Annotated in this window: 22 protein-coding genes; 9 read left to right on the top strand and 13 right to left on the bottom strand. The window is 60.3% G+C overall.

All coding sequences use genetic code 11. The annotated features are described in order from the left end of the window. Positions 1–20: 20 nt before the first annotated feature. Genes AC4BBN_RS03345 through AC4BBN_RS03335 form a run of 3 tightly spaced genes read right to left on the bottom strand, consistent with a single transcriptional unit; the run spans position 21 to position 1,087 of the window. Positions 21–560, bottom strand: coding sequence for a DUF924 family protein (locus AC4BBN_RS03345; protein ID WP_490590527.1), 540 nt, complete (start codon positions 558–560; stop codon positions 21–23). Between the two features lie 3 nt (positions 561–563). Then, on the bottom strand, positions 564–857 hold the full coding sequence (locus AC4BBN_RS03340; protein WP_490590526.1) for a type II toxin-antitoxin system RelE/ParE family toxin: 294 nt from the start codon (positions 855–857) through the stop codon (positions 564–566). Next, on the bottom strand, positions 854–1,087 hold the full coding sequence (locus AC4BBN_RS03335) for an addiction module protein (RefSeq protein ID WP_490590525.1): 234 nt from the start codon (positions 1,085–1,087) through the stop codon (positions 854–856). The genes AC4BBN_RS03340 and AC4BBN_RS03335 overlap by 4 nt, the downstream gene beginning before the upstream one ends. Positions 1,088–1,290: 203 nt before the next feature. Between AC4BBN_RS03335 and AC4BBN_RS03330 the strand changes: the two genes are divergently transcribed. Beyond that, on the top strand, positions 1,291–2,040 hold the full coding sequence (locus AC4BBN_RS03330) for an NYN domain-containing protein (protein ID WP_490590524.1): 750 nt from the start codon (positions 1,291–1,293) through the stop codon (positions 2,038–2,040). Positions 2,041–2,045: 5 nt separating this feature from the next. Further along, the gene (locus tag AC4BBN_RS03325; protein WP_490590523.1) at positions 2,046–3,515 is read left to right on the top strand and encodes a HEAT repeat domain-containing protein; all 1,470 of its coding nucleotides are present in this window, start codon (positions 2,046–2,048) and stop codon (positions 3,513–3,515) included. A gap of 396 nt (positions 3,516–3,911) precedes the next feature. On the opposite strand, the gene AC4BBN_RS03320 is transcribed toward AC4BBN_RS03325, so the two are convergent. The 6 genes from AC4BBN_RS03320 to AC4BBN_RS03295 form a co-directional block, all read right to left on the bottom strand. Next, a complete protein-coding gene (locus tag AC4BBN_RS03320; protein ID WP_490590522.1) occupies positions 3,912–4,832 on the bottom strand; it encodes a restriction endonuclease in 921 nt (306 codons plus the stop codon). 600 nt (positions 4,833–5,432) lie between these two features. Continuing rightward, the gene (locus AC4BBN_RS03315) at positions 5,433–6,104 is read right to left on the bottom strand and encodes a hypothetical protein (RefSeq protein WP_490590521.1); all 672 of its coding nucleotides are present in this window, start codon (positions 6,102–6,104) and stop codon (positions 5,433–5,435) included. Next, on the bottom strand, positions 6,085–7,038 hold the full coding sequence (locus tag AC4BBN_RS03310; RefSeq protein ID WP_490590520.1) for a hypothetical protein: 954 nt from the start codon (positions 7,036–7,038) through the stop codon (positions 6,085–6,087). Before AC4BBN_RS03310 ends, AC4BBN_RS03315 begins: the two co-directional genes overlap by 20 nt. Before the next feature lie 527 nt (positions 7,039–7,565). Then, positions 7,566–7,862, bottom strand: a complete 297-nt coding sequence (locus AC4BBN_RS03305; protein ID WP_490590519.1) for a helix-turn-helix domain-containing protein — start codon at positions 7,860–7,862, stop codon at positions 7,566–7,568. After that, on the bottom strand, positions 7,859–8,194 hold the full coding sequence (locus tag AC4BBN_RS03300) for a type II toxin-antitoxin system RelE/ParE family toxin (RefSeq protein ID WP_490590518.1): 336 nt from the start codon (positions 8,192–8,194) through the stop codon (positions 7,859–7,861). The genes AC4BBN_RS03305 and AC4BBN_RS03300 overlap by 4 nt, the downstream gene beginning before the upstream one ends. 49 nt (positions 8,195–8,243) lie before the next feature. Next, entirely contained in the window at positions 8,244–10,073 is a 1,830-nt protein-coding gene (locus AC4BBN_RS03295) for a glutamine--tRNA ligase/YqeY domain fusion protein (protein WP_490590517.1), read from the bottom strand. A 136-nt stretch (positions 10,074–10,209) separates the two neighbouring features. On the opposite strand from AC4BBN_RS03295, the gene AC4BBN_RS03290 reads away from it, so the two are divergent. Then, positions 10,210–10,575 carry a hypothetical protein gene (locus AC4BBN_RS03290; protein WP_490590516.1) on the top strand — a complete coding sequence of 122 codons (366 nt, stop codon included), beginning with the start codon at positions 10,210–10,212 and terminating at the stop codon, positions 10,573–10,575. Between the two features lie 106 nt (positions 10,576–10,681). Here the strand turns inward: AC4BBN_RS03290 and AC4BBN_RS03285 are convergent, their stop codons facing one another. From AC4BBN_RS03285 to AC4BBN_RS03275, 3 genes are all read right to left on the bottom strand, one after another. Continuing rightward, positions 10,682–11,488, bottom strand: coding sequence for a helix-turn-helix transcriptional regulator (locus tag AC4BBN_RS03285; RefSeq protein WP_490590515.1), 807 nt, complete (start codon positions 11,486–11,488; stop codon positions 10,682–10,684). Positions 11,489–11,506: 18 nt separating this feature from the next. Further along, positions 11,507–12,103 (bottom strand): LysE family translocator, encoded by a 597-nt coding sequence (locus AC4BBN_RS03280; protein ID WP_490590514.1) that lies wholly within the window; start codon positions 12,101–12,103, stop codon positions 11,507–11,509. A 163-nt stretch (positions 12,104–12,266) separates the two neighbouring features. Continuing rightward, on the bottom strand, positions 12,267–12,716 hold the full coding sequence (locus tag AC4BBN_RS03275; RefSeq protein ID WP_490591383.1) for a CHRD domain-containing protein: 450 nt from the start codon (positions 12,714–12,716) through the stop codon (positions 12,267–12,269). Positions 12,717–12,978: 262 nt separating this feature from the next. On the opposite strand from AC4BBN_RS03275, the gene AC4BBN_RS03270 reads away from it, so the two are divergent. The 4 genes from AC4BBN_RS03270 (at position 12,979) to AC4BBN_RS03255 (ending at position 17,178) form a co-directional block, all read left to right on the top strand. Continuing rightward, complete coding sequence (locus AC4BBN_RS03270) at positions 12,979–14,313, top strand: S1 family peptidase (protein ID WP_490590513.1); 1,335 nt, start codon at positions 12,979–12,981, stop codon at positions 14,311–14,313. Then, entirely contained in the window at positions 14,310–15,389 is a 1,080-nt protein-coding gene (locus tag AC4BBN_RS03265) for an FHA domain-containing protein (protein ID WP_490590512.1), read from the top strand. The genes AC4BBN_RS03270 and AC4BBN_RS03265 overlap by 4 nt, the downstream gene beginning before the upstream one ends. 165 nt (positions 15,390–15,554) lie before the next feature. Next, on the top strand, positions 15,555–16,064 hold the full coding sequence (locus AC4BBN_RS03260; protein WP_490590511.1) for a DUF1993 domain-containing protein: 510 nt from the start codon (positions 15,555–15,557) through the stop codon (positions 16,062–16,064). A gap of 151 nt (positions 16,065–16,215) precedes the next feature. Then, positions 16,216–17,178: a tRNA dihydrouridine synthase gene (locus AC4BBN_RS03255; RefSeq protein ID WP_490590510.1), complete on the top strand. Its 963-nt coding sequence runs from the start codon at positions 16,216–16,218 to the stop codon at positions 17,176–17,178. Positions 17,179–17,296: 118 nt separating this feature from the next. Here AC4BBN_RS03255 and AC4BBN_RS03250 read toward each other — a convergent pair whose 3' ends face one another. Next, on the bottom strand, positions 17,297–20,170 hold the full coding sequence (locus AC4BBN_RS03250; protein ID WP_490590509.1) for a putative bifunctional diguanylate cyclase/phosphodiesterase: 2,874 nt from the start codon (positions 20,168–20,170) through the stop codon (positions 17,297–17,299). Positions 20,171–20,751: 581 nt separating this feature from the next. On the opposite strand from AC4BBN_RS03250, the gene AC4BBN_RS03245 reads away from it, so the two are divergent. Continuing rightward, positions 20,752–21,297, top strand: a complete 546-nt coding sequence (locus AC4BBN_RS03245) for a chemotaxis protein CheW (RefSeq protein WP_490590508.1) — start codon at positions 20,752–20,754, stop codon at positions 21,295–21,297. Beyond that, complete coding sequence (locus AC4BBN_RS03240) at positions 21,294–22,832, top strand: methyl-accepting chemotaxis protein (RefSeq protein WP_490590507.1); 1,539 nt, start codon at positions 21,294–21,296, stop codon at positions 22,830–22,832. Before AC4BBN_RS03245 ends, AC4BBN_RS03240 begins: the two co-directional genes overlap by 4 nt. Positions 22,833–22,839: the final 7 nt, after the last annotated feature.

Raw genomic sequence — 22,839 nt, 5'->3', positions numbered from 1 at the left:
AGCAAGTCCAAGGGGCAAGCCTAGAACGAAGACCCGGGTTCGCTCAAGTAAACCAGCTCTTCCGCCGTAGAGCTGCGGCCCAGCACGGCGTTGCGGTGGGGGTAGCGGCCAAAGCGGTCGATGATGGCTTTGTGGCGCAGCTCGTAGTCCAGGTTGTCCTCCATACCCGGCTGTGCAAACAGGGCCACGGCCTGGGTGTGCACCAGCGCGGACTCGCTGTGCATACAGGGCATGTAGGCAAAGATGCGCTGCGCCGTGGGCAGGTGGTGGTCTTGCCCGCTGGCCACCAGCTCTTGTGCCAGCGCCAGGGCCAAGGCGTCCTGTGCAAAGGCGCGGGGTGTGTCGCGGTACACATTGCGCGAGAACTGGTCCAGCACCACTATCTCCGCCAGCCGCCCCTCGGGTGTGGCGCGCCAGGCAAACAGCTCACATTGGGCAGCGGCCTCCAGCGTGGCGCCGAAGCGGCTGCGGATGGTTTCGTCCAGGGCAGCGTCTTTGGTGAAGTGCTGCTTGGGGGTTAGCTCTTCGAACCAGAAGTGGAGGATGGGTTGGGGCTGCATGGCTTAGTTCAGCCTGTTTTTCCAATACCCGGGCTTGCGGTGTTGGTGCGCAATGGCTAGGACAAGAATGTCCACGCCGTCCTGGGTATAGACCACGCTGTAAGGAAAGCGGCGCAAGCGGCAGCGGCGAATGTGGGGTGTGAGCGGGTGCCAAGCCTGCGGAAACTGCTCTATGAGCTGCAGCGTCTTGAGCGTTTCAATCAAGAAGGTATCGCCCAAGCCCGGGGCCTGCTCTGCGTACCAGGTGATGGCCTCGTCCAGTTCAGCCTGGGCCGGTGCCAGCAAGCGGATGCTCATGCGTGCTTGCGGGTAACTTGGTATTTGGCGATCACATCCGACAAGGCCACTGCCTTGATTTCCCCGCGCCGGTAAGCTGCCAGCCGGTCGTCTGCTTCTTGGGCCCATAGTGCGTCTAGCGCGGCGTCGGGTTCGTCCAAGCTATCGAGAATGCGCTCCACCACTTCCATCCGTTCTGCGGGTGGCAGCTGGGCGGCTTGGGCACTCAGGGCTTCGGCGGCGGTGGTCATGGCGGGCTCCAGTGGCGAAGGGGTGATGCGTCACTATAGCGCTGTCAGCGGTGGTTGGTGTCGCATGGCTCGTTCATCAATCAAATAGGCCGCCGGAGTAGATGCTAGCTGCACACGTAGCTATTAAATATGACGTTTCCACCACAAGAGACGCATGCCGTCTTTACTCCTCGGTAGGATGCCGAAAGTACAGGGAGAGCACCATGGCCACCAACAACAACCAAAAACTCGCCGTCTTGATTGACGCCGACAACGCACAGGCATCCGTTATCCAGGAGCTGCTGGCCGAGGTGTCGCGCTACGGCACAGCCACCATCAAGCGCGCCTATGGCGACTGGACCACCACCAACCTCAAGGGCTGGAAGGATGTGCTGCACACCATGGCCATCCAGCCTATACAGCAGTTCAGCTACACCAGCGGTAAAAACGCTACCGACTCCGCATTGATCATCGACGCCATGGACGTTTTGCATGCCGGCAGCGTGGATGGCTTTTGCCTAGTCAGCAGCGACAGCGACTTCACCCGCCTGGCTACCCGCATCCGGGAGGCGGGACTGGTGGTCTATGGCTTTGGCGAACGCAAAACGCCGGAGCCCTTTGTGGCCGCATGTGACAAGTTCATCTATACCGAAATCTTGCGCACTCAACCTGAAGAAGCAAAGCCCGGCCAAGAGCCGGTGGCTGAACTGCCCAAGCTCAAGCCTATGTTGCTCAACGCTCTGAATGCCACCGCCCGAGAAGATGGATGGACCACACTCGCGGCGCTAGGAGGGCAGATCACCCGCAGCAACCCGTCATTTGACCCGCGCAACTATGGTGTTGCCAAGCTGGGCGAACTCATTCGCCAGCAGGCCGCGTATCTGGAGGTGAAAGAGGTGAAGAGTGGCGAGGGAGATGCGGTGCAGACGCATCTGCATGTACGACGCAAGGCCAACAACGTATCGAAGGCGTGAAAGCAATGGCGTTCTTGAAATTTTTAGATAAGTTGGTTTACGGGCGCAAGCTGCCAAAAGAGCAAGTCCGTGACGTCAAGCGGCCATATTACGAGGATCCTGCTGGCTATTACACCGTTTGTGGTGAAGGTTTCGACAACGCTTATTCAGAATGGCTCGGTACCAGGATTCTTTCGCGTGAGCAGGTTCTGGCACTTGGTTCCCAAGCGCTCATTGCCAATCTAGACAACAGAAGCGGCTACGTCCGAGAGTTTTGCTTAAAAGCCTTGGCGCTTCTTGATGGGACGGAGGCATTTAAACCCACCATCCAAAGGTTAAATGACTACGTTCCCAGCAACCGTGAATTGGCCCTGCAACTGACGCTGAAGTGGTTGAGCGACCTACCGTTTGCCATCCTGATTGACACTCTGCCTGAACTCGAAGCCCTGCAAGAGCAGAGCCGGGTTAACCATGCGGCAGTAAGCGATGCCTTGGCGCAAAGGCTGGGTACCGATGAAGGGCGAGTGGCATTGGTGAACGGACTCATGCATTGCCGTGCGACAGTGAGGCTGGCGTGTTGGACGCGGTGCAATCAAGCTCTGGCATGGTCAGGTGCTGAGCGCGTCCAATTCGCCATGCGCTGTGGCGATCCCTCCATCGCCAGGCAGGTTGAGCAAGATGTGTTTGGATTGCCGGATGGCGACCTGATCGAACGGTTTCACACGCTGCGTCAAGTACGCACCATGCCGTTGCGGCGGGCATTTCTGGTGGCTTTGCGGCGCAAAAACTTGGTGGACGTACAGGCGCTTATCGACTTTGCGCTGTGGGATGACTCGTTTTCCATACGTTGGCTCGGGCGGCATTGGGGTAAGAGCGAGCCTGAAAACTTGTTGCAGCTCTACGTGGCTGTATTGCTAAGCGAGGGCAGTACACGCCGAAAACGCTATGCGCTGGCAGGCCTGGCGCAGCTAAAGCTTCCTGCTGGGTTGCATGCCTGCCAAGTGGCTTTGCAGGATGCAGTCCCCGCCATCCGCAAAGCCGCTTTGGCGACTGCTTGCACCATAGACACTGAGAATCAGTCGAGCTATGTGGCCGAGGCGATACAGGATGCGGATTTGACGGTTGTGCGTGAGGCGCTCAGGCTACTTGTTGCATTGGGCTTGCCCTTGCCGATAGATGCCATCGCGGTTGCTGCCAAAGCTCGGCACAACGAATTGCCTTTTTTTGCGTTGATGCTGGCATGTGCCAGTGGCATGTCCATCTGGCAGGCGCTGCATCTAGCGACTTTCACCTCACTTGCGGCTCCAGCGCTACAACTCCAGTTGGCGCCAACCATTGGTAATTTTCTAAATGGACTTGGCGTGGCCGAGGTTTACGTGGCACCTACCAAGCTTCAGTGGCAAGCCATCTGCGCATGGATGCCCATGCATGTACTGCCTTCGAATTCTGGCCTTCGTTTTGTGATGGATATCTATACCAAGCGGATGGATGTGTAGCTGTATTGGGGGCTCTAGCGCCCGCGAATCGAGCGAAAGAAGCTACTAAAAGCGTAGCTAACTAGATTTGAAACAAAGACAAACCGTTCTGGACGATCCAGCCCATGGTGGCAAGGTTTACCGCAAACTGGCCATGCGCTAGGGCGTTGCCCATTTCATGCGTATGCCAAGGTCGCTGCCTTCGAGGTCTTCCCCGCGCAAGGCAGAGCTAAACACCCGAGGATTCGCCACCCGGTAGCGGGCTGCGGCAAGGCAGACGGCATCACGGTGTCGGTTGAGGGCAATGGAAGGGCGCATGGATCGGAGGTCACCGGGGCTGCATGTCTGTGTGTCAAATGGGCTGCTGGCGCAGATAAATACTGCGCCAGCAGCTATGAAACTAGGAGCGGATGCGTTCTACCGTGTCGCCAGCATAGCCAGCCGCGACTTGCAGCGGGGGTAGTTGGCGCAGCCCCAAAATGCTGCGCCGCCTTTGCTGGGTGTGCGCTCCAGCATCTTTACGCCGCAGCTCGCGCAGGTGGGCTCCCAGTATTCGCCTTCATGGGCCACGGCCAGCAGCGCTTGCTGCTGTTCGGGTGTGAGTTTGGCGATTTTGACTAGCAGGGCGGTGCCGTCCAATGTGGCGATGCCATTGGCTGTAGCGAACTGCTGGGCGTCGGCCGTGTAGGTGGAGGTGGTGGCGTAGATGCCGCGCTTGAGCTTGTGCGAGGCCATCACACCAAAGAATTCGCGGATTTCCTTGACGCCCACTTGCTTGCCTTGCCAGTGTTTGCACTGCACCACGGCCACCGGGCCATCTGTGCTGGACGCGTTGGCAGCATGCAGCCAGATATCCACTCCGCCATCGGCTCCGTGTGATTGCGAGCGGGTGGTGTAGCCGGATTGGGCAAACAGCGCCTCACACACCGCCTCAAATCTGCGCCATTCGATGGCGGCGAACACCGCCGGGCTCCAGGTACTGGCGGGTTCTGGGCTGGAGGCTGGTGCGATAGTTTGTGCTGCCGGCGTGAACGTGGGCTCTACCAGCGTTGGCCGTGCGCGTGCGGGCGTGTCGAGTGCACTGGTGGCCGTGGTGTTAGCCGCCTTGTCGGCTATGCGCCTCGCGATGGCATAGGTTGCCAGGAACAACATGCCCACTCCCACGGCAAACCAGGCCGGTGTGCGTAGCCCGGTGGCAACCGTCTTGAGTACCGGTGAGTTGGCGAACAGCGGCGGAACCAGCAGCATGGCCCCGCCGAGAAAGACGGCCTGCATGCCCTTTTGCTTCAGGATGGCGATGCCTTGCTTTTGCCGGCGACGAGAGGGTTGTGTGGCCATGTGCGTATGTTTTTGTGTAGCGGTGTGCGCCCAAAATTATGTGCGTGCATCGCCCTCGGGTTGGCTGCTGGCGGCTGCCAACACTACCGTTTCTTAGCCCGAATGGGGTACGTTGCCTGGCGCTTTGGGCCAGTGCAATCACCTCGTTGGCGTAAAAGCTGCGGTCCGGCCTGCAGTACAGTACCGCCAGCACCCGCTGGCGGACGCGTGGGATAAGGGCGTCGGCCAGGCTGGCTGTGGCATGCAGGGGCGTGAGGTGCGTACCCAGAATGGGGTGCGTCATACCAAATTAAGGTTTGGGTGTTGCCAGCAGCACCGAATTGGCGAGACTGTTAACTTGTATGCGGAATATGCCGTTGGTGCCGATAAATACTGCGTAAGAAGCTACCAAAAGTGTAGCAAATCCAAGGCACAAGGCTAGAACGGAAACCCTGAATGGTTCAGAAAGCCAGACCTGTCGTGCCGGAACTGCACCCCTGTACGGACTTAGGTAGCAGCTGCGATGTCGTTAAGTCCATTCCCACAAGGCACTCCTGAAAATTGCTAATTGCGTGCACGAGGGCTACAGGCAGTCCACTATCCGCAGCAGGTGTCGGAAAGTTAGTCTAAGAATTCTTCGGGTTGTGGCTTTGTACTATTCTCTAGTATTAGAAGAATTCGTCTTATGTCGAATCTCTTGGGTAATAAATCTTGAATAAATATCTTGCATGATTTATGCAAGAAAAATAATCCCGTACTTATTAATATGGAGCCAATTGCTATATCAAGAATATTGCCAAAATAAGAAATAACCAGGAAAATAATACCTGCAACAATGCATGTTTGCGAATTCGATGCTAACTTCTCCATTTGTTCCCTGGTTTTATTGAAGTCGCTAACCAACGATTCAAAAACTGCTCGATCAATTTTTTCTTTTTTCTCGGTTTTGTTATTTATCAGTTCTTCTAGTGGTTGGCGAATTCTAGGGAGATTTGCTATGTATCTAATATAATTTTCTGTGATTTTTTGACAAGAATTAAAAACTGCATAAATTATTGAAAATAGTACGGTGTATATATAGATGGGAATATTCGTTAAACCATTTTCGCCGGAAACGGCGGAATTTGGATTTAATGCGAGAGTGCCAATTAATGCACTCTTGTAAGATCCATTTGTAGCCCCCCAATATAGGAGGAGGCCTAGAAGTAAGCACAGTGCATAACGTAAAGGAAATTTATTTTTTATTTCCTCAGTGTAGGAGTCTATTAGGTCTTCAGTCGACTTGGAGATCATCAAGTACCCCTAGGAATGCGATTACGACAACATCGCCAGCTTTTGGGTCCCAAGCATCATATTCATAGACTGGACATGCCACAACTTGGAGGCGTTTCCTCTTGACTTTTCGTAGATGATTAGAGAGTTTGCCAAATACTTTAGGATCGGGAATATGCATGACGCATTCTTTGCCACTAGCTAGGTTTTTAGCCTTGCCATGAGCGGGGGTTCCAGCTTTTCCTGCATCCAACGACCTAAGTTCTATCTCCAGTACTAATGGCTTACCTATCCGTCTTTCGGAAACTACCCGATGGAATCTAGTGGCTCTCTCTTGATCAAAAGTAAATTTTGGTCCTTGTTTGGAGTCAAATAAGCTAATTTCAAATACGCTGCCGTTATTTTTTTCATTTCTTATCAAGCTGAGAATTTGATCAATTTCTTTGTTTATGCTTCGTTCGCCAAATGCTTGGGATAGTTGGTTAATCTCTTGCGCTACAAAGTCGTCGTATGTTTGTGCCGATTTTGTTGTATTGAATACTTGTTGACGCTGTGTTGCTTGATCTTTTATTGAGATTGACTCACTGCCAATCGGCGCATTTGTTTTCTCGTAAGCATTAGTCAGTGCATTATTAAGTCTAGTAATAATTCCTTTGCTTGTTGCATTTGATATTTTTGCAATCGCCTCTTGAATATAGCTGCCTTCTTCAGGAGGCATAACGATGAATTCAACTTCTTGATACTCTGCTTCCTTAAGTTTTTGATATTTAAAGACGTCCTTGTATTTGACGTCCAAATATGCTCTATCAATTGCACTTTGCAGGTGATCTATTGTTTTTCCCAGTGTTCGCAGGGAAACCTTATTGTTGTCTGTTATGGGACCATCGAATCGAAACCACACCGACGGCCCAGCGGCTGGATATGTGGTTTTGCTTTCGATTGTTTTTGAATCCATTGCTGCTCCCTATTTGCTCAACTACTTAGACGTTTTAGTTATCTACTTCCCCCAAGAATCCTTCAACCCCACCGCCAAGTTAAACACCGGCTTCTACCCCACCACATGGTCCACGCGGTCGGCGGCGAAGTAGCCCTGACGTTCCAACTGGAACTTCTGGTCGAGTAGGGGCGGGCTAGCGAGGGTTTAATGCTAGCGGTTGAAGCCTAAGCAGCAGGGTGCTTAACAGCCGACCCTACCCAGTTTTGGGTAGGAAGTTTGAGCCCTTGCGCGGCGAGCTGTTTTTTAGCCTGCTTGGAGGCTTGTTTCAGGGCGGTTTCTACCCTGTGCTGCATGGACTCGGCGGGCTTGGGTGTGGCGCGCTTTACTGCCCGAGTTGTTTGAGATTCAGCCATTTGTCCGGGTCCTCAACATAAGTGCGGCGGGCGGCGCCGTGTGCGATGGTTGTTAGCGTGCCAGATGCATTGTTGAGCACGTTTCGGTGGTCGACCAGCGGCAAGTACAGCGCCAATAAACGGAGTGCTGCATCAAGCCGCCTTTTTCAAGGACATCTTCACCGTATACCCCAATTGCGCAGCCACATTCACCAGCGCATCCAGCGTGAATTTTTGCGTCCGCCCCTTCACCAGATCATTCATGCGTGGCTGGGTGATGCCGGCGCGTTTGGCGGCTTCGGCTTGGGTGAGGTCGAGTTTGGCTATGACTTTGCGGATGTGCACGACGAGGTCGGTGCGCAGCAGCAGGTTTTGCGCTTCGGCTTCGGGGAAGCCCAGGTCGCGGAAGACGTTGTCGCTGCCTACAACGCGGTTCAATTTGGCGGTCATTTCTTCTTCTCCTTTCGCTCGGCCAGTAGTGCGGTGTATCGGGCTTGGGCCAGGTCCAGATCGGCTGGGGCGGTCTTTGGCGTTTTCTTGACGAAAGAGTGCAGCACGTACACGGCTTCTGCAAACTTGGCCACATAGACGACCCGGTACTGGTTGCCTGCGCGCACCCTGATTTCATACGCCCCGGCTCCCACGGTGGGCATGGGTTTGAAGTCGCTGGGCATCAAACCGCTTTGCACCGTGCGGAGCTCTTGGCCTATCAGAGCCCGCGCATCCTCTGGGAATTCGCGTACCGCGTTCAGCGAGCTTCCCAGCCATTGGATGCGCTTCATTTTATATCAGTTCTGATAATTTTTAGGAGCGGATATTTTCAGTAGAAGCTTACTTCCCCCAAGAATCCTTCAACCCCACAGCCAAGTTAAACACCGGCTTCTGCCCCACCACATGGTCCACGCGGTCGGCGACGAAGTAGCCGTGGCGTTCGAACTGGAACTTCTGGTCGGGCTGCGCATTCGCTAGCGATGGCTCGACGATGGCGGTGATGACTTTGAGGCTGTTGGGGTTCAGGCTCTCGATGAAGTCTTTGCCGCCGGCGTCGGGCTGGGCGTCGCTGAACAGGCGGTCGTACATGCGGACTTCGGCGCTGACGCCGTTGGCTACGCCGACCCAGGTGATGGCGGCTTTGACCTTGACGCTGTCTGCGCCGGGGGTGCCGCTCTTGGTATCGGGCACCACGGTGGCTTGCACTTCGGTGATAACGCCGGCGTCGTCTTTGACGCAGCCGGTGCATTCGATGACGTAGCCGCCTTTGAGGCGCACCTTGTTGCCGGGGAACAGACGCTTGTAGCCCTTGGGCGGCACTTCTTCAAAGTCTTCGCGCTCTATCCACACCTCTTTGCCGATGGTGAACAGGCGGGGCGGCGGGGGCTGGGTGCCTTCGACGACGTGGGGTAGGGCGGGGAGGATGCAGGGTTCCAGGTGGCCGGCGCCCATCACCTCATCCCAGTTGGTGAGCACCAGCTTGACGGGGTTGAGCACGGCCATGCCGCGGTGGGCCTTGGTTTCCAGGTCTTCGCGCAGGCAGCCCTCTAAGGTGCTGTAGTCGATCCAGCTGTCGCTCTTGGTTACGCCGATGCGCTCGGCGAAGAGTTGCAGGCTTTCAGGGGTGTAGCCACGGCGGCGCAGGCCGACGATGGTGGGCATGCGCGGGTCGTCCCAGCCGCTGACCTTGTGGTCGTACACCAGCTGGGCGAGTTTGCGTTTGCTGGTGATGACGTAGGTGAGGTTGAGCCGGGCAAATTCGTACTGCTTGGGTGGCGGGCTGGCCAGCAGGCCGCCGTCGCACAGGCGGGCCATCAGCCAGTCGTAGAAGGGGCGTTGGTCTTCAAATTCCAGCGTGCAGATGCTGTGGGTGATTTGCTCCAGCGCGTCTTCGATGGGGTGGGCGAAGGTGTACATCGGGTAGATGCACCAGGTGTCGCCGGTGTGGTGGTGGGTGGCGCGGCGTATGCGGTAGATGGCCGGGTCGCGCAGGTTGATGTTGGGGCTGGCCATGTCGATCTTGGCGCGCAGCACCATGGAGCCATCTTCGTGCTTGCCGTCGCGCATTTCGCGGAAGCGGGCCAGGTTCTCGTCGGGCGTGCGGGTGCGGAAGGGGCTGTCTACGCCGGGCTTGCTGAAGTCGCCACGGTTGACGCGCATTTGCTCTACGGTTTGCTCGTCCACATAGGCGTGGCCGGCTTGCACTAGGTATTCGGCGGCGCGGTACATGAAGTCGAAGTAGTCGCTGGCCTGGTAGGGGGGCGCGCTGTAGTCGCCTTGGCTGCCGTTCCAGTCGAAGCCCAGCCATTTGACCGAGTCGATGATGCTGTTGACGTATTCGGTGTCTTCTTTTTCGGGGTTGGTGTCGTCAAAGCGCAGGTGGCACACACCGCCGTAGTCGCGCGCCAGGCCGAAGTTCAGGCAGATGCTTTTGGCGTGGCCTATGTGCAGGTAGCCATTGGGTTCGGGCGGGAAGCGGGTGCGGATTTTGGCCGGGTCGGGCTGGCCTGCGGCATGGTGGGCACCATCGCCCGGGCTACCGGCCCAGCGGCGGCTGGCGTAGGTGCCAGCGGCCAGGTCGGACTCGATGATTTGTCGCAAGAAGTTGCTGGGCTTGGTGGACTCGGCTGCTGCGGTGGCGGATGCGGGGGAGGGGGTGGGTGCGCTCATATTCCAATTCTAGGCGTCCAGAGGCGTGGTTACGTTTGGCAACCCTTTTCTGGGCGGCTGTGTCCACCGCTTGCGCTCTGCTGCGTTGTCATGTGTACGGGGTGCTAGCCCCAGGACTTGCAACAAGGAGATCTGTATGAAGTTCCACCGTTCGATTTTTGCCGCTGTGTTGACCGTTGCCGCTTTGGGAGCCGCCAGCGTGGCCCAGGCGCGTGGCGATGTGTCCTGGAGCATAGGCGTAGGGGCCCCCGGCGCCCAGGTGGTGGTGGGCAACGCCCCTGTGTATGTGCAGCCCGCACCCGTGTACTACCAACCTGCCCCGGTGTACTACCAACCTCCGCCACCCGTTTACGTGCGGCCAGCACCCGTGTACTACCAGCCGCAGCCGGTGTATGTGCGCCCAGAGCCGGTGTACTACCAGCCACAGGTGGTCTACCCAGGCTGGGGCCGCCATCACGGCCACCACCGCGACTGGGACGGCGACGGCCGCTGGAACCGGTAATTTAGTAAGTAAAAGTAGCCTGTAGCGCAGATATTACCTGCGCAGGAAGCTACTGAAAACATAGCAAAAAGGCCCCGTGTGGGCCCTTTTTATTTGCCCTTGGCATTCAGGCCACGAACGCCAGCGACTGCTGGTAGACCCGTGGCGTTACGGCATGCCGCCGTTTGAAGTGCCGCTGGAAGTGGCTTTGGTCGGCAAAGCCCAGGCTATGGGCTACGTCGGCCAGGCTGCCGCCGCGCTTGAGCAGTTGTTTGCCCTGGTTGATGCGCTGGTCCAGCTGGAAGGCGTGGGGCGTCTGGCCGTAGGCCTGTTTGAAGCTGCGCAGCAGGTGGTAGCGGCTGAGGCCGGCGGTGTGGGCCAGGTCGTCCAGCGTGAGGTTGTTGGCCAGCTGGTCAAGTATGCAGTCGCGGGTGCGCTGCAGTGCGCCGGTGGGCTGGGCCTGGGCAGCGCGGGGTTGGGCAAAGCAGTGGGTCCGTAAAAAGTCTGCCAACTGGGCGTCGGCGGCGGCTGCGCTGTGGTCTTGCTCCAGGGTATTGAATAGCTGGTCAAACTGCTGGTAGACCCGAGGTGCGTTGCTGTGCCGTAGGGCGAAGGGCGCGTAGTCACCGCCGCCGTGCCACGCGCTTTCGGCCTGCAGGCGGGCAACCCAGGCGGTGTCGACAAACAGCATGCGGTACGACCAGGGTTGGCCGGGGCGCGGGTTGCAGGCATGGGCGTCGCCGGGGTTGAAGAACACCGCCATGCCCTGGTGGATGGCGGCCTGGTGCCGGTGGTTGCTGTAGGTGGCGTGTCCTGCGTCCACCACGCCAAACGAAAATTCATCGTGCGAATGGGTGTCGTAGCAGGTGGTGCCCTGTGTGACACGGCGCATTTCTACATGGGGCAGCAGGGCGCTGCGGCGCAACTGTTGCATAAGCCTACCTTTCAGGGTCTAGGCCAGCATGGCTGCCACGGCGGCAACCAGCATCAAAGCCATGGCGCGATTAAACAGCAACTGGTGCCGTGCGGGCGCCAGCCAGCGGCGCAGCACGGTGCCTAGCGCAGCCCAGGCGCCCACCGACACACAGCAGACCCCACCCGACATGGCACAAAAGACGCGCAGCAGCGCCGGGCTGTCTGGCCCGGCCGCCACAAACAGGCCCACGCCCGATAGCGCCACTATCCAGGCCTTGGGGTTCAGGCTTTGCGACAGCACGCCTTGCAGCCAGGCGCTGCGGGCCTCGGGCGCGGGGGCTTCGGCACTGCGAGGGGGCGCAGTGGCGATGCGGGCCGACAGGTACAGCAGATAGGCCGCGCCCAGGTACTGCAGCCCCTGCGCCAGCGCCGGGTAGGCCTGCAGCACGCCGCCCAGGCCACTGCCCACCAGCCAGACGATGGCCGCGTAGCTGAGGCTGGCACCCAGCACATGCGGCAGGGCGCGCACAAAGCCCTGGCGGGCACCCAGGTGGGCGGCGATCACATTCACCGGCCCAGGCGAGATGGCGCCGGCCAGGCAAAACAGAAACATGGGCAACAGTATCGACAGCATGGCACTCCGGGGTGGGGATGGATGCCGTGCAGTGTCGGGCGCCTGCAGCCGCAGGTATTGAACGAAATTGCTGAATGACACGCACAAATGAAAATAGCTTCCAGCGCAGGTGGTGCCTGCGCTGGAAGCTATGGATTCAGTAGCGGTCTGGCCGCCAGCTAGCTTACATCTTGGGCACTAGCTGGCCACGGATTTCGCCGCCCTTGTTGATGGCGGTGTGCACATTGGCGTACCACTTGCCGGCCAGCAGGTCGGCTACCTGGGCGGGGGTCAGCGTGGCCTGGCCTTCCAGCGGGCTGGTGCTGCTGCTGAAGGGGATGACCACGCCTGCATTAGCGCCCGCAGCGGCAGGGCCGTGGAAGTGTGCCGCCGTGGCCGGGCCGGTGAGGCCGGAGAAGGTGATCTTCCAGTTCAACACATTGGTGCTTTTGTCCAGCCAGGCTTCGGCCAGGCCGGTGCCGGTGGACGCGTTGGCAGGCACCTCATTGGCGCTGCTCATGGCGCCGGTCAGGGTGACCTTGTTAGAGGGCTGCATGGAGCTGCATGCGCCCAGGCCCGCGACCAGGGCTGCGGCTACGAGTAAAGACTGGGGGAAGGTACGGCGTGAACCCATCATGTTGATCTCCGGTTGGAATTTTTATGGGGTGGCAGGGCGGCAGAGCGTGCCTGCGTCGAAAAATCAGTCTAGCACCGCACCCCTAAGATAGCGAGCCTAGATCCTTTGCCCCGATACGCCACCCGGGTACAGCGGATTTACACACCCATGGGTTTGCCAGCTAAATGGGCCCGCAGTGCGCATAATGCCTGCGCACGCTGCTCTGGATTCAGGAGCATGCGGACCCCACCCAGCGGCCCCCGCACCCTAGAATGAAACGATGATCTTTCTTCACCCCTTTCTCCGCCGACTGGCCCTGTGCTGCGCCGCGCTGGGCTGCCATACGGCATTTGCGCAGACCCCTGCGGCCGTACCCGCGCCGGCGCACCAGGACGCGGTGTCGCGCGACGCCCAGCGTGCCTACCAAAGCGCCCGCGAAAAGCTGGTGCAGATACGCACCTTGGTGCGCGATACGAACACCCAGTCCAGCGTAGGCTCGGGCTTTTTCGTGTCGGTGGATGGCCTGGTGATGACCAACTTCCACGTGGCCAGCCAGCTGGCGCTGGAGCCCGAGCGCTACCGTGGCGTGATGGTGTCGGTAGACGGCAAGCAGGCCGAGGTAGACCTGCTGGCTTTTGACGTGCTGCACGACCTGGCTCTGCTGCGCGTGCGCGACGCTGCGGGTGAGCGGCCTGCGCTGGACTTCCGGCCTGCCGCCCGCCCGCTGGAGCGCGGCGAGCGCCTGTATTCGCTGGGCAATCCGCTGGACATCGGCTTTGCGGTGACCGAGGGCACCTACAACGGCACGGTGCAGCGCAGCTTCTACCCGCGCATCTTTTTCAGCGGGGCCATCAACCCCGGCATGAGCGGCGGCCCGGTGCTGGACGACGCGGGCGAGGTGATCGGCGTGAACGTGTCCAAGCGGCTGGATGGCGAGCTGGTCAGCTTTCTGGTGCCGGCCGAGTTCGCCCAGGCGCTGGTGGCGCGTGCGGCCATGCTGCCGCCTATCGGCAAGGCCGGGCAGGCCGAGGTCACGCGCCAGCTGCTGCTGCACCAGGACGCGCTGGCCAAGCGCTTCATCGCCACGCCTTTCAAGGCGCAGATGCACCAGGGCTACAGCGTGCCGGTGCCAGACGACGCCATGGCCCGCTGCTGGGGCCGGGCCAGCGATGCCAGCTTCAAGTCGTACGCGGTAGAGGCGACGGATTGCCAGGTGGACAGCCAGCTGTTTGCCGGCCAGATCACCACCGGTTTCATCAAGGTGCACCACGAGGCCTATGACGCGCCCAAGCTGGGGGCGCTGCGCTTTGCCACGCTGTTCGGCGGGCGCATGGAGTCGGAGCGTTTTATGGCCCAGTCCAACGCGCAGAAAACAGCGGCCGAATGCACCGAGCGCTATGTGGACCGGGGCGGCATGGCCTTGCGTGCGGTCATCTGCATGAATGCCTTTCGTAAGCTGCGTGGCCTGTACGACATGTCGGTGGTGGTGACGTCGGTGAACCAGCCCACACAGGGTGTGCGCGCCCGCATGGACGCCTATGGCGTGGGCTTTGACAACGGGCTGGCGCTGGCCGCCCATTACGTGAACGCTTTCAAATGGGTGGGCGCGCAATGAGTACCCTGGAACACGCCATGGCTGCCGCCAACCTTCCACCTGCAGGGCCCGCATCCGTGTCGGCACCTGCGCCTGCATCTGCATCTGCCGAAGCGCACACCGTGCTGGGCTTGCTGGAGGTGCTGGACCGCAGCAGTGCCATCCTGCAGCGGCTGCCCATCGTGCGCTGGCCGGTCACCGTGGGGCGCGCCCTGCATGCCGACCTGGTGCTGGACGACCTGCACGTAGCGCCTGAGCATGTGCGCATCGAGGCTACCGCCCCCGGTGCCCTGGCCGTGCATGTGCTGGACACCGTGAACGGCGTGCAGCAGGCTGGCAAGCACTACCCCCGAGACACCCAGTTCAACTGGCTGCACGGCCAGGAACTGGGCGTGGGCCGCCTGCGCCTGCGCCTGCGTTTGGCCGAGCAGCCGCTGGCGCCTGAGGTAGCGATGCCGCGCTTCGACTGGCACAACCTGGTAGCAACCCTGGCGCTGCTGGCACTGGTGCTGGGGCTGACGTGGGGTGAGGTCTGGCTGGCCGTGCCCGAGTCGTCGCAGTTCATGCAGAAGCTGGGCTTCTCCGTGGGGCTGCTGATGGGCGTGGCATTGCTGTGGGCGGGCGTGTGGGCACTGGCCACCAAGCTCTTCACCGGGCTGCCGCAGTTCTGGCGCCATGTGCGCATCGTGCTGGGCAGCATGGTGGCGGTAGACGCGCTGATGTACCTGGCCACCTTCCTGGGCTTTTCTCTGGGGTGGGATGGGGTGTCGCGCTTCCACAGCCTGTCGTATGTGCTGGCTATGGCCGGCGGCCTGTACCTGCAGTTGCGCATCGTGGCCGAGCACCGCCGTACCTCGATGGCCGTGCTGGTGCTGTTCCTGGCGGTGGCCTGCGGTGCTGCCATGGTCTGGAAGGACCGCAACCAGAGCGCGCCCTACATGGCGGCTTTGTACCCGCCCAGTTGGCGCCTGGCCCAGCCTGTGCCGGTGGCGCAGTGGCTGCAAGAGGCTGGATCGTTGCGCCAGCGCCTGGACGCGCGTTTACAGAACGACGAAGACGACGATACGCCCGGCCCTGACGACGACACGGAAGAATAAATGCATCAAATTGGCCTGCAGTGCAGATAAAACCTGCGCTGCCAGCTATTATTTCTGTAGCGACGCCGAATACCACCGGCCGGCGGGTGATTGGCAGGGGTGGGCCAGCAAACCGGCGGGGAAGGCCGTAGACTCTCGCCTCTTTCACCCTCACTGGAATTTCTTATGTCTCTCTCCGTCTACCAAGCCTCCGTCCCTCTGTTCGTGCAAATCCTGGGTGGTCTGAGCAGCGTGTTGCACAAGGCCGAAGCCCACGCCACCGAAAAGAAGATTGACCCCAACGCCCTGCTGCAGGCCCGCCTGTTCCCCGACATGTTCGCGCTGACCCGCCAGGTGCAGATCGCCGCCGACTTCGCCAAGGGCGCCGTGGCCCGCCTGGCCGGTGTGGATGTGCCTGCCTACGAAGACACGGAAGTGAGCTTTGCCGACCTGCAGGCCCGCATCGCCAAGACCCTGGCGTTCATCCAGAGCGTGCCAGCTTTGTCCATCGACGGCGGCAGCGAACGCACCATCGTGCTGCGTCCCGGTACGCCTAACGAGAAGACCCTGCAAGGCAACGCCTACCTGCTGCACTACACCTTGCCGCACTTCTTCTTCCACACCACCACGGCCTACGACATCCTGCGCCACAACGGCGTGGAAGTTGGCAAGAAGGATTTCGTAGGCAGTTTCTAAGTACACCCCCAGGCTACGCACTTCGTGTCTTCGCCAACCCCCTTGAAGGGGGCGATACCAGTGGCCCGGCGGAGCCGGTTCCACGGTATCCCTGGGCGGGGCCGCCCATGCGCGTGGTGGTGCCCCTTGAACCCATGTTGAATCGCCTCTGATGCAGCTCCTCCTTGCGCCTATGGAGGGGCTTTTGGACTTTGTGCTGCGCGACATCCTGACCCGGGTGGGCGGGGTGGACCGCTGCGTGTCCGAGTTCATCCGCATCACCAGCACCCTGCTGCCCGAGCGGGTGTTTGTGCGCTATGTGCCTGAGCTGCAGAACGGCGGGCGCACGCTGGCCGGTGTGCCGGTGCGGGCGCAGCTGCTGGGCTCGGACCCGGCTTGCCTGGCCGAGAACGCGGCGCGCCTGGCCGGCATGGGCACCATGGGGATTGACCTGAACTTTGGCTGCCCGGCCAAGGTGGTGAACCGCCACGGTGGCGGCGCGGCCCTGTTGGACGAGCCCGAGCTGGTGGCGCGCATCGTAGCCGCCGTGCGGCGTGCCGTGCCGGCGGATCAGCCGGTATCGGCCAAGATGCGCCTGGGCTTCAATGACGACAGCCGGGCCGTGGAATGCGCCCTGGCGATTGCAGATGCCGGGGCCGACGAGCTGGTGGTGCACGCGCGCACCAAGGCCGACGGCTACCGCCCGCCGGCCTACTGGCACCGCATCCAGGACATCCGCGCCGCAGTGCGGATTCCGGTGGTGGCCAATGGCGAGATATGGACCGTGGAGGACGCCCGGCGCTGCCGCGCTGAGTCCGGCTGCGACACGCTGATGCTGGGCCGGGGCATGGTGGCCGACCCGGGCTTGGGCTGGGCCATCCGTGCGGATTCGGGGGCTGATGGGGACGGCCTGACGCCGCATGTGCCCTGGAGTGAAATACGGCCACAGATCATGGCTTTTTGGCAGCTGGTGTGCAGCCAGCTGGAGCCGCGCCAGCGCGCCGGCCGGCTCAAGCAATGGCTGAATTTTTTACGCCGCCGCTACCCCGAGGCCGAGCTGGCTTTCATGGCGCTGCGCACCCTGACCGACCAGGCCCAGGTCAGCGCCTGGCTGCAGGCGAATGTGGATAAATAGGCCTGATTAGCTACTTGGCTCGGGGCGAACGGGGTTTTGAATGCCCGTGGTCACGATCTGAGGCAAGTGGATTATTAGGCAAATAGCGCTCTGGCGCAGGTGCATCCTGCGCAAGCAGCTATGAAAAGAGTAGCGGTTTTGAAGGCTGGTGGCCAGCCGTTTCGGCGCAGGCCGACAGCAGCCCGTCCAGCTGCTGGGCGAAGCTGGCCTGCAGTTGTTGCAGCCGGGGCAGTTGGGCCTTGGCCTCGGCGCTGGCGCCGGTGATCTGCAGGCGCAGCACTTCCAGGCCGGCGCTGCGCAGCGACTGCAGATGGGTTCCCACGGCGGCAAACTCGCTTTGGTGGCCGTATTCCGCCTGGCCGCGTTGCAGATACCAATTGCTGAAGCGCTCGGGGTAGCTGGCGGTTTGCTCGCTTTGACCTTCGGTCGATGCGATGTCGGCGATCTGTTGCACCCAGGCCTGGTGGTCGTGTGCGGCCAGCAGCAGGGGGAAGTCGCCCGGAGCCCAGGGCATTGCGCCCCATACGCGCCAGGCCTCGGGCGAGGTGAAGCGGCTGGCCCAATCGGCCACGGCCTCGGCCGGCATGGGGCGGGCAATGCCATAGCCCTGGGCCCAGTCGCAGCCCAGTTGCAGTAGCAACAGACCGTGGGCGATGGTTTCCACGCCCTCGGCGATCACACCCCGGTCAAAGGCCTTGGCCAGGCCGACGATGGCGTCTACCAGGGTCAGGTCGTCCGGGTCGTCCAGCATGTCTCGCACAAAGGACTGGTCGATCTTCAAGGTGTTGGCGGGCAGTCGCTTCAGGTAGGCCAGCGACGAGTAGCCGGTGCCGAAGTCGTCCAGCGCAAACTGCACGCCCAGCTTTTGGCACGAGGCCATCACATTGCGCATGTGCTGCACGTCTTCCAGGGCAGCCGATTCCAGAATTTCCAGCTCCAGCATTTGCGGCGAGACCTCGGGCACGCGCGCCAGGATGCTGGCCAGCCGCTCCACAAAGTCGGGCTGCTGAAAGTGCCGGGCCGCGATGTTCACGCTGACCACCCACTGCTGCCCTTGGGCTGCCCAGCGCTGCATTTGTTGCAGCGCCTCCAGCAGCACCCATTCGCCGATGTCGATGATGACGTCGGTGTTTTCCACCAGGGGAAGGAAGTGGTAGGGGCCGAGCAGGCCATCCTGCGGGTGCTGCCAGCGCAGCAGGGCTTCCATGCCGAAGACCTGGCCACTGCGCATATTCACCTTGGGCTGGTAGTACAGGCGCAGCTCGCCGTCCAGCATGGCCTGGCGCACGCGGGTGCGCTGCTGGTGGTGGGTGTGCACTTCCTGGTCCAGCTGGGCGTCAAACACATGGAAACGGTTGCGCCCGGTCTGCTTGGCCTGCACCATGGCCTGGTCGGCGTGGCGCAGCAGGATGTCGAGGTTGGTGTCCAGCGGGGCTTCGTCCTGCGGGTAGATGGCAATGCCGATGCTGGAGGTAAGGTTGATGGTGTGGCCATCCAGCACATAGGGGGCAGACAGCAATGCCTGCACCTTGGCGACCTGCTGCAGCACCTCGGCCTGGTCGTTCTGGTCTTTCAGCAGCAGCACGAACTCGTCACCACCCAGGCGGGCCAGGCCGTGGTCGTCGCCGGCGTACTGGGTCAGGCGGCTGGCCACGGCCTGCAGCAGGCGGTCGCCGTAGTTGCTACCGTAGCGCTCGTTGACGGGCTGGAAGTGGTCCAGGTCCAGCAGGCAGATGGCCAGCTGTTTGCGGTGGTGGCGGGCCTGCAGTATGGCCAGGCTGAACAGCTCTTGCATGGCCGGCCGGTTGTGCAGGCCGGTGAGCACGTCGTGGCCGATTTGCCAGGAGATTTCCTGGATCAGCTGGCTCTTCTCGCTGACGTCGCGGAACACCAGCACGCAGCCGACCGCGCCGCCATCGGCTTGGCGGATGGGGGCGGCGGTGTACTCGATGGCGCAGCGCTCGCCGGAGGGGTGCAGCAGGATCTGGTTGGTGGCGTGCACCACGGTTTCGGTCAGGTACAGGGGCGGGGCGGCCTCGAAGGCGCTGGTTTCCATGGCGTCGTTCAGCAGCTCGAACACCAGGCCCAGGCTGTTGCCATGCGCTTGCTCGTAGCTCCAGCCCGTGAGCTGCTGGGCCAGGGCGTTGAGGGTTTCGATGCGGCCCTCCATGTCGGTGGTGATGACCGCGTCGCCGATGGACGCCAGCGTCACCTCGGCGCGCTCTTTCTCGTTCATCAGCGCGGTCTGGGCTTGGGTCAGTGAGGCCACCAGGGACTGCACTTCGTTGGCCATATTGTTGAAGGTCAGCGCCAGCGCACGGGACTCGAACGGGCCGGTGACTTCCATGCGGGCGTTGTGGTCGCCGCGCTTGAAGCGGTTGGTGGCGCTGACCAGGCGGCGCACCATGCGGCTGTTGGTGCCGGCCACCCAGCCCATCAGCAGCAGTATGGAGAGCCCGGTCAGGCCGGCGGCCCACAGTTGGGCGCGCAGCTTTGTCCAGGCGCTGTTGAGCGAGGGCACGGGGCTGACCTGGATCGTCAGCACGCCGGCGCTGGTAGCGCTATCCGCTGCACCAGGCACTTCGAAGTGCGCGGTATGCGGGTGGATGGGCACCAGGCGGGTGAGCCAGGACGGATATTGGGCCGGTATGGCGGCCGTGCTGCGTTGCGTAACAGATGAAGATGGAGCCTGGCTAGCGGGCTGCCAGACCAGGCTATCCCATTCGGGGTTGGCTTGCGACTGGCTTCTGAGCAGGCTTTCCAGCCGGCCCGGAGTGGGGTGGGTGAGTGCATCGGCCAGCGCCGGCACCAGCAGCAGCGGAACCTGGCGCAACGCCAGCTGAAACCGCTCCTGGGCGGCCACGGCTTCGTTCTTGACCATCAGCTCGTAGCGCACCGAACCCGCGATCGCGAACAGCACCAGTATCGGAATAAACATCCGAGTGGTGGTGTTCAACGTCAGCCAGGGACGTATGACTTTGATCTTGGGCATGGGCTTGTGGAGACAAGTAAACGGCGTTCGGCTGGCGTGGTGCGTTGTTCAATGCCTGGATGTTACTTTATGTAAGTTGCAACAAAAAACTATGAACTATCTGCCACGGTGCATGGCCTGCATCTTGCCAAAAACTAGCGCGGTTTTGATCTGAAATTTGTAAAGTGTGCCGAGACGAAAATTGTCTTGGCGCTTGTCTGTGCTGCAGTTGCAGCTATGGATTAAATAGCTTCCTGGCTTCGGTTCAGGCTTGGCTCTGTGCCGGCGTGCCCCCGGTGGGAGGCTATGGAGACCCCGAAAAATTGTATTTTTATGGTTTACAAAATGCACCCAAACAGGTCAAAAAAGAGCCTCAGGGTGCGGTGCTGAGCCGCAAGAATCATTCAAAGCAGCTGGTACATGTAAGTATCATATTTGCGATTTTTTTCACGTTGCCGTGCCGTCAAAAGCCCATGTATTCTCTGCGTAGTGTGATCTATTGGCTATTATTTGATTAAAAACCTCTTTTTGCAAATCATTTGTATTAAATTTGGCATTTTTAAATAGAATTAAGCCATCAGTTTCCACTTTCAGGTATCGCCATGACTGTTACAAGTTTGCCATCTGTTTCTACTGCCGCCGTGCAAGCCGGCCCCACGCTGGAATACCTGTCGTTTCGGCTGGGTAGCGTGGAGTACGGCATTGATATCCTGAAGGTGCAGGAAATACGTGGCTACGAGCCACCCACCCGCATCGCCAGCGCGCCGGCCCACATCCGGGGGGTGCTGAACTTGCGCGGTGTGATCGTGCCCATCGTGGATTTGCGGTTGCGCCTGGGCCTGGTGGAGGCCGGGTTTGACCGGCTGACCGTCACCATCGTGCTGCACCTGGCCCAAGGCTTGGTGGGCGCCGTGGTGGATGCGGTCAGTGATGTGACCTTGCTCACGCAAGAGCAGATACGGTCTGCGCCGCAATTCGATAACTCTGTGGACGCCGACTACATCACCGGTATTGGCACGCTGGGAGATGCGGATCGCCCACGCATGTTGGTCTTGCTGGACATTGAAAAATTAATGGCAAACGCTGTTGCGGGAAGCGGCGCCGAAGCGCTAGAGTCAACCGATACAACTGCAGGGATATTGCTATGAAGAACGTCAAGATTTCTACGCGTCTTATTGGCGCCTTCGCGCTAATGGTCGTGATCATGCTGGCAATTTCTGCGGCTGCACTGCTGCAAATGGCCACCATGTGGAAGAGCACACATGAAATCACCGCCAATTGGCTGCCTTCTGTAGAGAAGATCAACCAGATGAACACCAACACGTCGGACCTGCGCGTTGCTGAGATGCAGCACGTGTTGAACACCAACGATGCTGCAATGGCCACCATAGAGAAAGACATGGCCGACGTGCTGGCTAACTTATCCAAGAATGAAAAAGTCTATGTGCCCATGATCAGCAGCCCCGAAGAGCAAAAGCTCTACGACAGCTATTCGTCGGCATTTAAACAATACATGCAAATCCACGACAAAGTCATCGCCTTGTCGCGCAAGAACGAAAACGACGCCGCCAAAGCCCTGCTGGAAGGTGAGTCCCGAAAGCTGTACGACAACTTCAGCGGCACACTGGATAAGCTGGTGGAGCTCAACAGCATTGGGGGCAAAAACGAAAGCGTCACTGCCGAAAATGCTTACGGCACGGCGCGGTCCATATTGATTGGCTTTTGCTTGGTTGGTCTGGCATTGGCCATCGCGATTTCAACGTTTCTGATTCGATCCATCACCCGTCCGCTGGCAGTTGCGGTGGATGCCATTGAGCGCGTCGCGGCAGGCAACCTGAGCATACGCATCGAATCTGACTCTCAGGACGAAACCGGCAAGTTGTTGCAAGCACTTCAAGGAATGCAGGAAAGCCTGGTCCATGTGGTTTCTACCGTGCGCCAAGGCTCAGACAGCGTAGCCACCGCCAGCGCCGAAATCGCCCAGGGCAATAGCGACCTGTCCGGCCGCACCGAGCAACAGGCCAGCGCGCTGGAAGAAACTGCGGCATCGATGGAAGAGCTGTCCAGCACTGTCAAGCACAACGCCGACAACGCGCGCCAGGCCAACCAGTTGGCGGTGAGTGCCTCCAGCGTGGCGGTGCAGGGCGGCGACGTGGTGGGCCAGGTGGTGGACACCATGAAGGGCATCAACGACAGCTCGAAGAAGATCAGCGACATCATCAGCGTCATCGACGGCATTGCCTTCCAAACCAACATCCTGGCGCTGAACGCCGCCGTGGAAGCGGCCCGTGCAGGCGAGCAAGGCCGAGGCTTTGCCGTGGTAGCCAGCGAGGTGCGCAGCCTGGCCCAGCGCAGCGCGACTGCTGCGAAGGAGATCAAGATACTGATCGACAACAGCGTGAACCAGGTAGACCTGGGCACGACCCTCGTGGCCAGGGCTGGCAGCACCATGACCGAGGTGGTCAATGCCATCCGCCGTGTGTCAGACATCATTGGCGAGGTCAGCGCGGCCAGCACCGAGCAAAGCCAGGGCGTAGCCCAGGTGGGCGAGGCCATTACCCAGATGGACCAGGTGACGCAGCAGAATGCCGCCCTGGTGGAAGAAAGCGCCGCCGCCGCCAGCAGCCTGAATTCGCAGGCCCAGCTGTTGCTGCAGAGTGTGGCGGCGTTCAAGCTCGCTTAGGGCGACG

Source organism: Rhodoferax sp. SPJ21, assembly GCF_058216335.1.
Note: the sequence above shows the minus strand (reverse complement) of the source record. Positions and strands in the feature narration are given on the sequence as shown.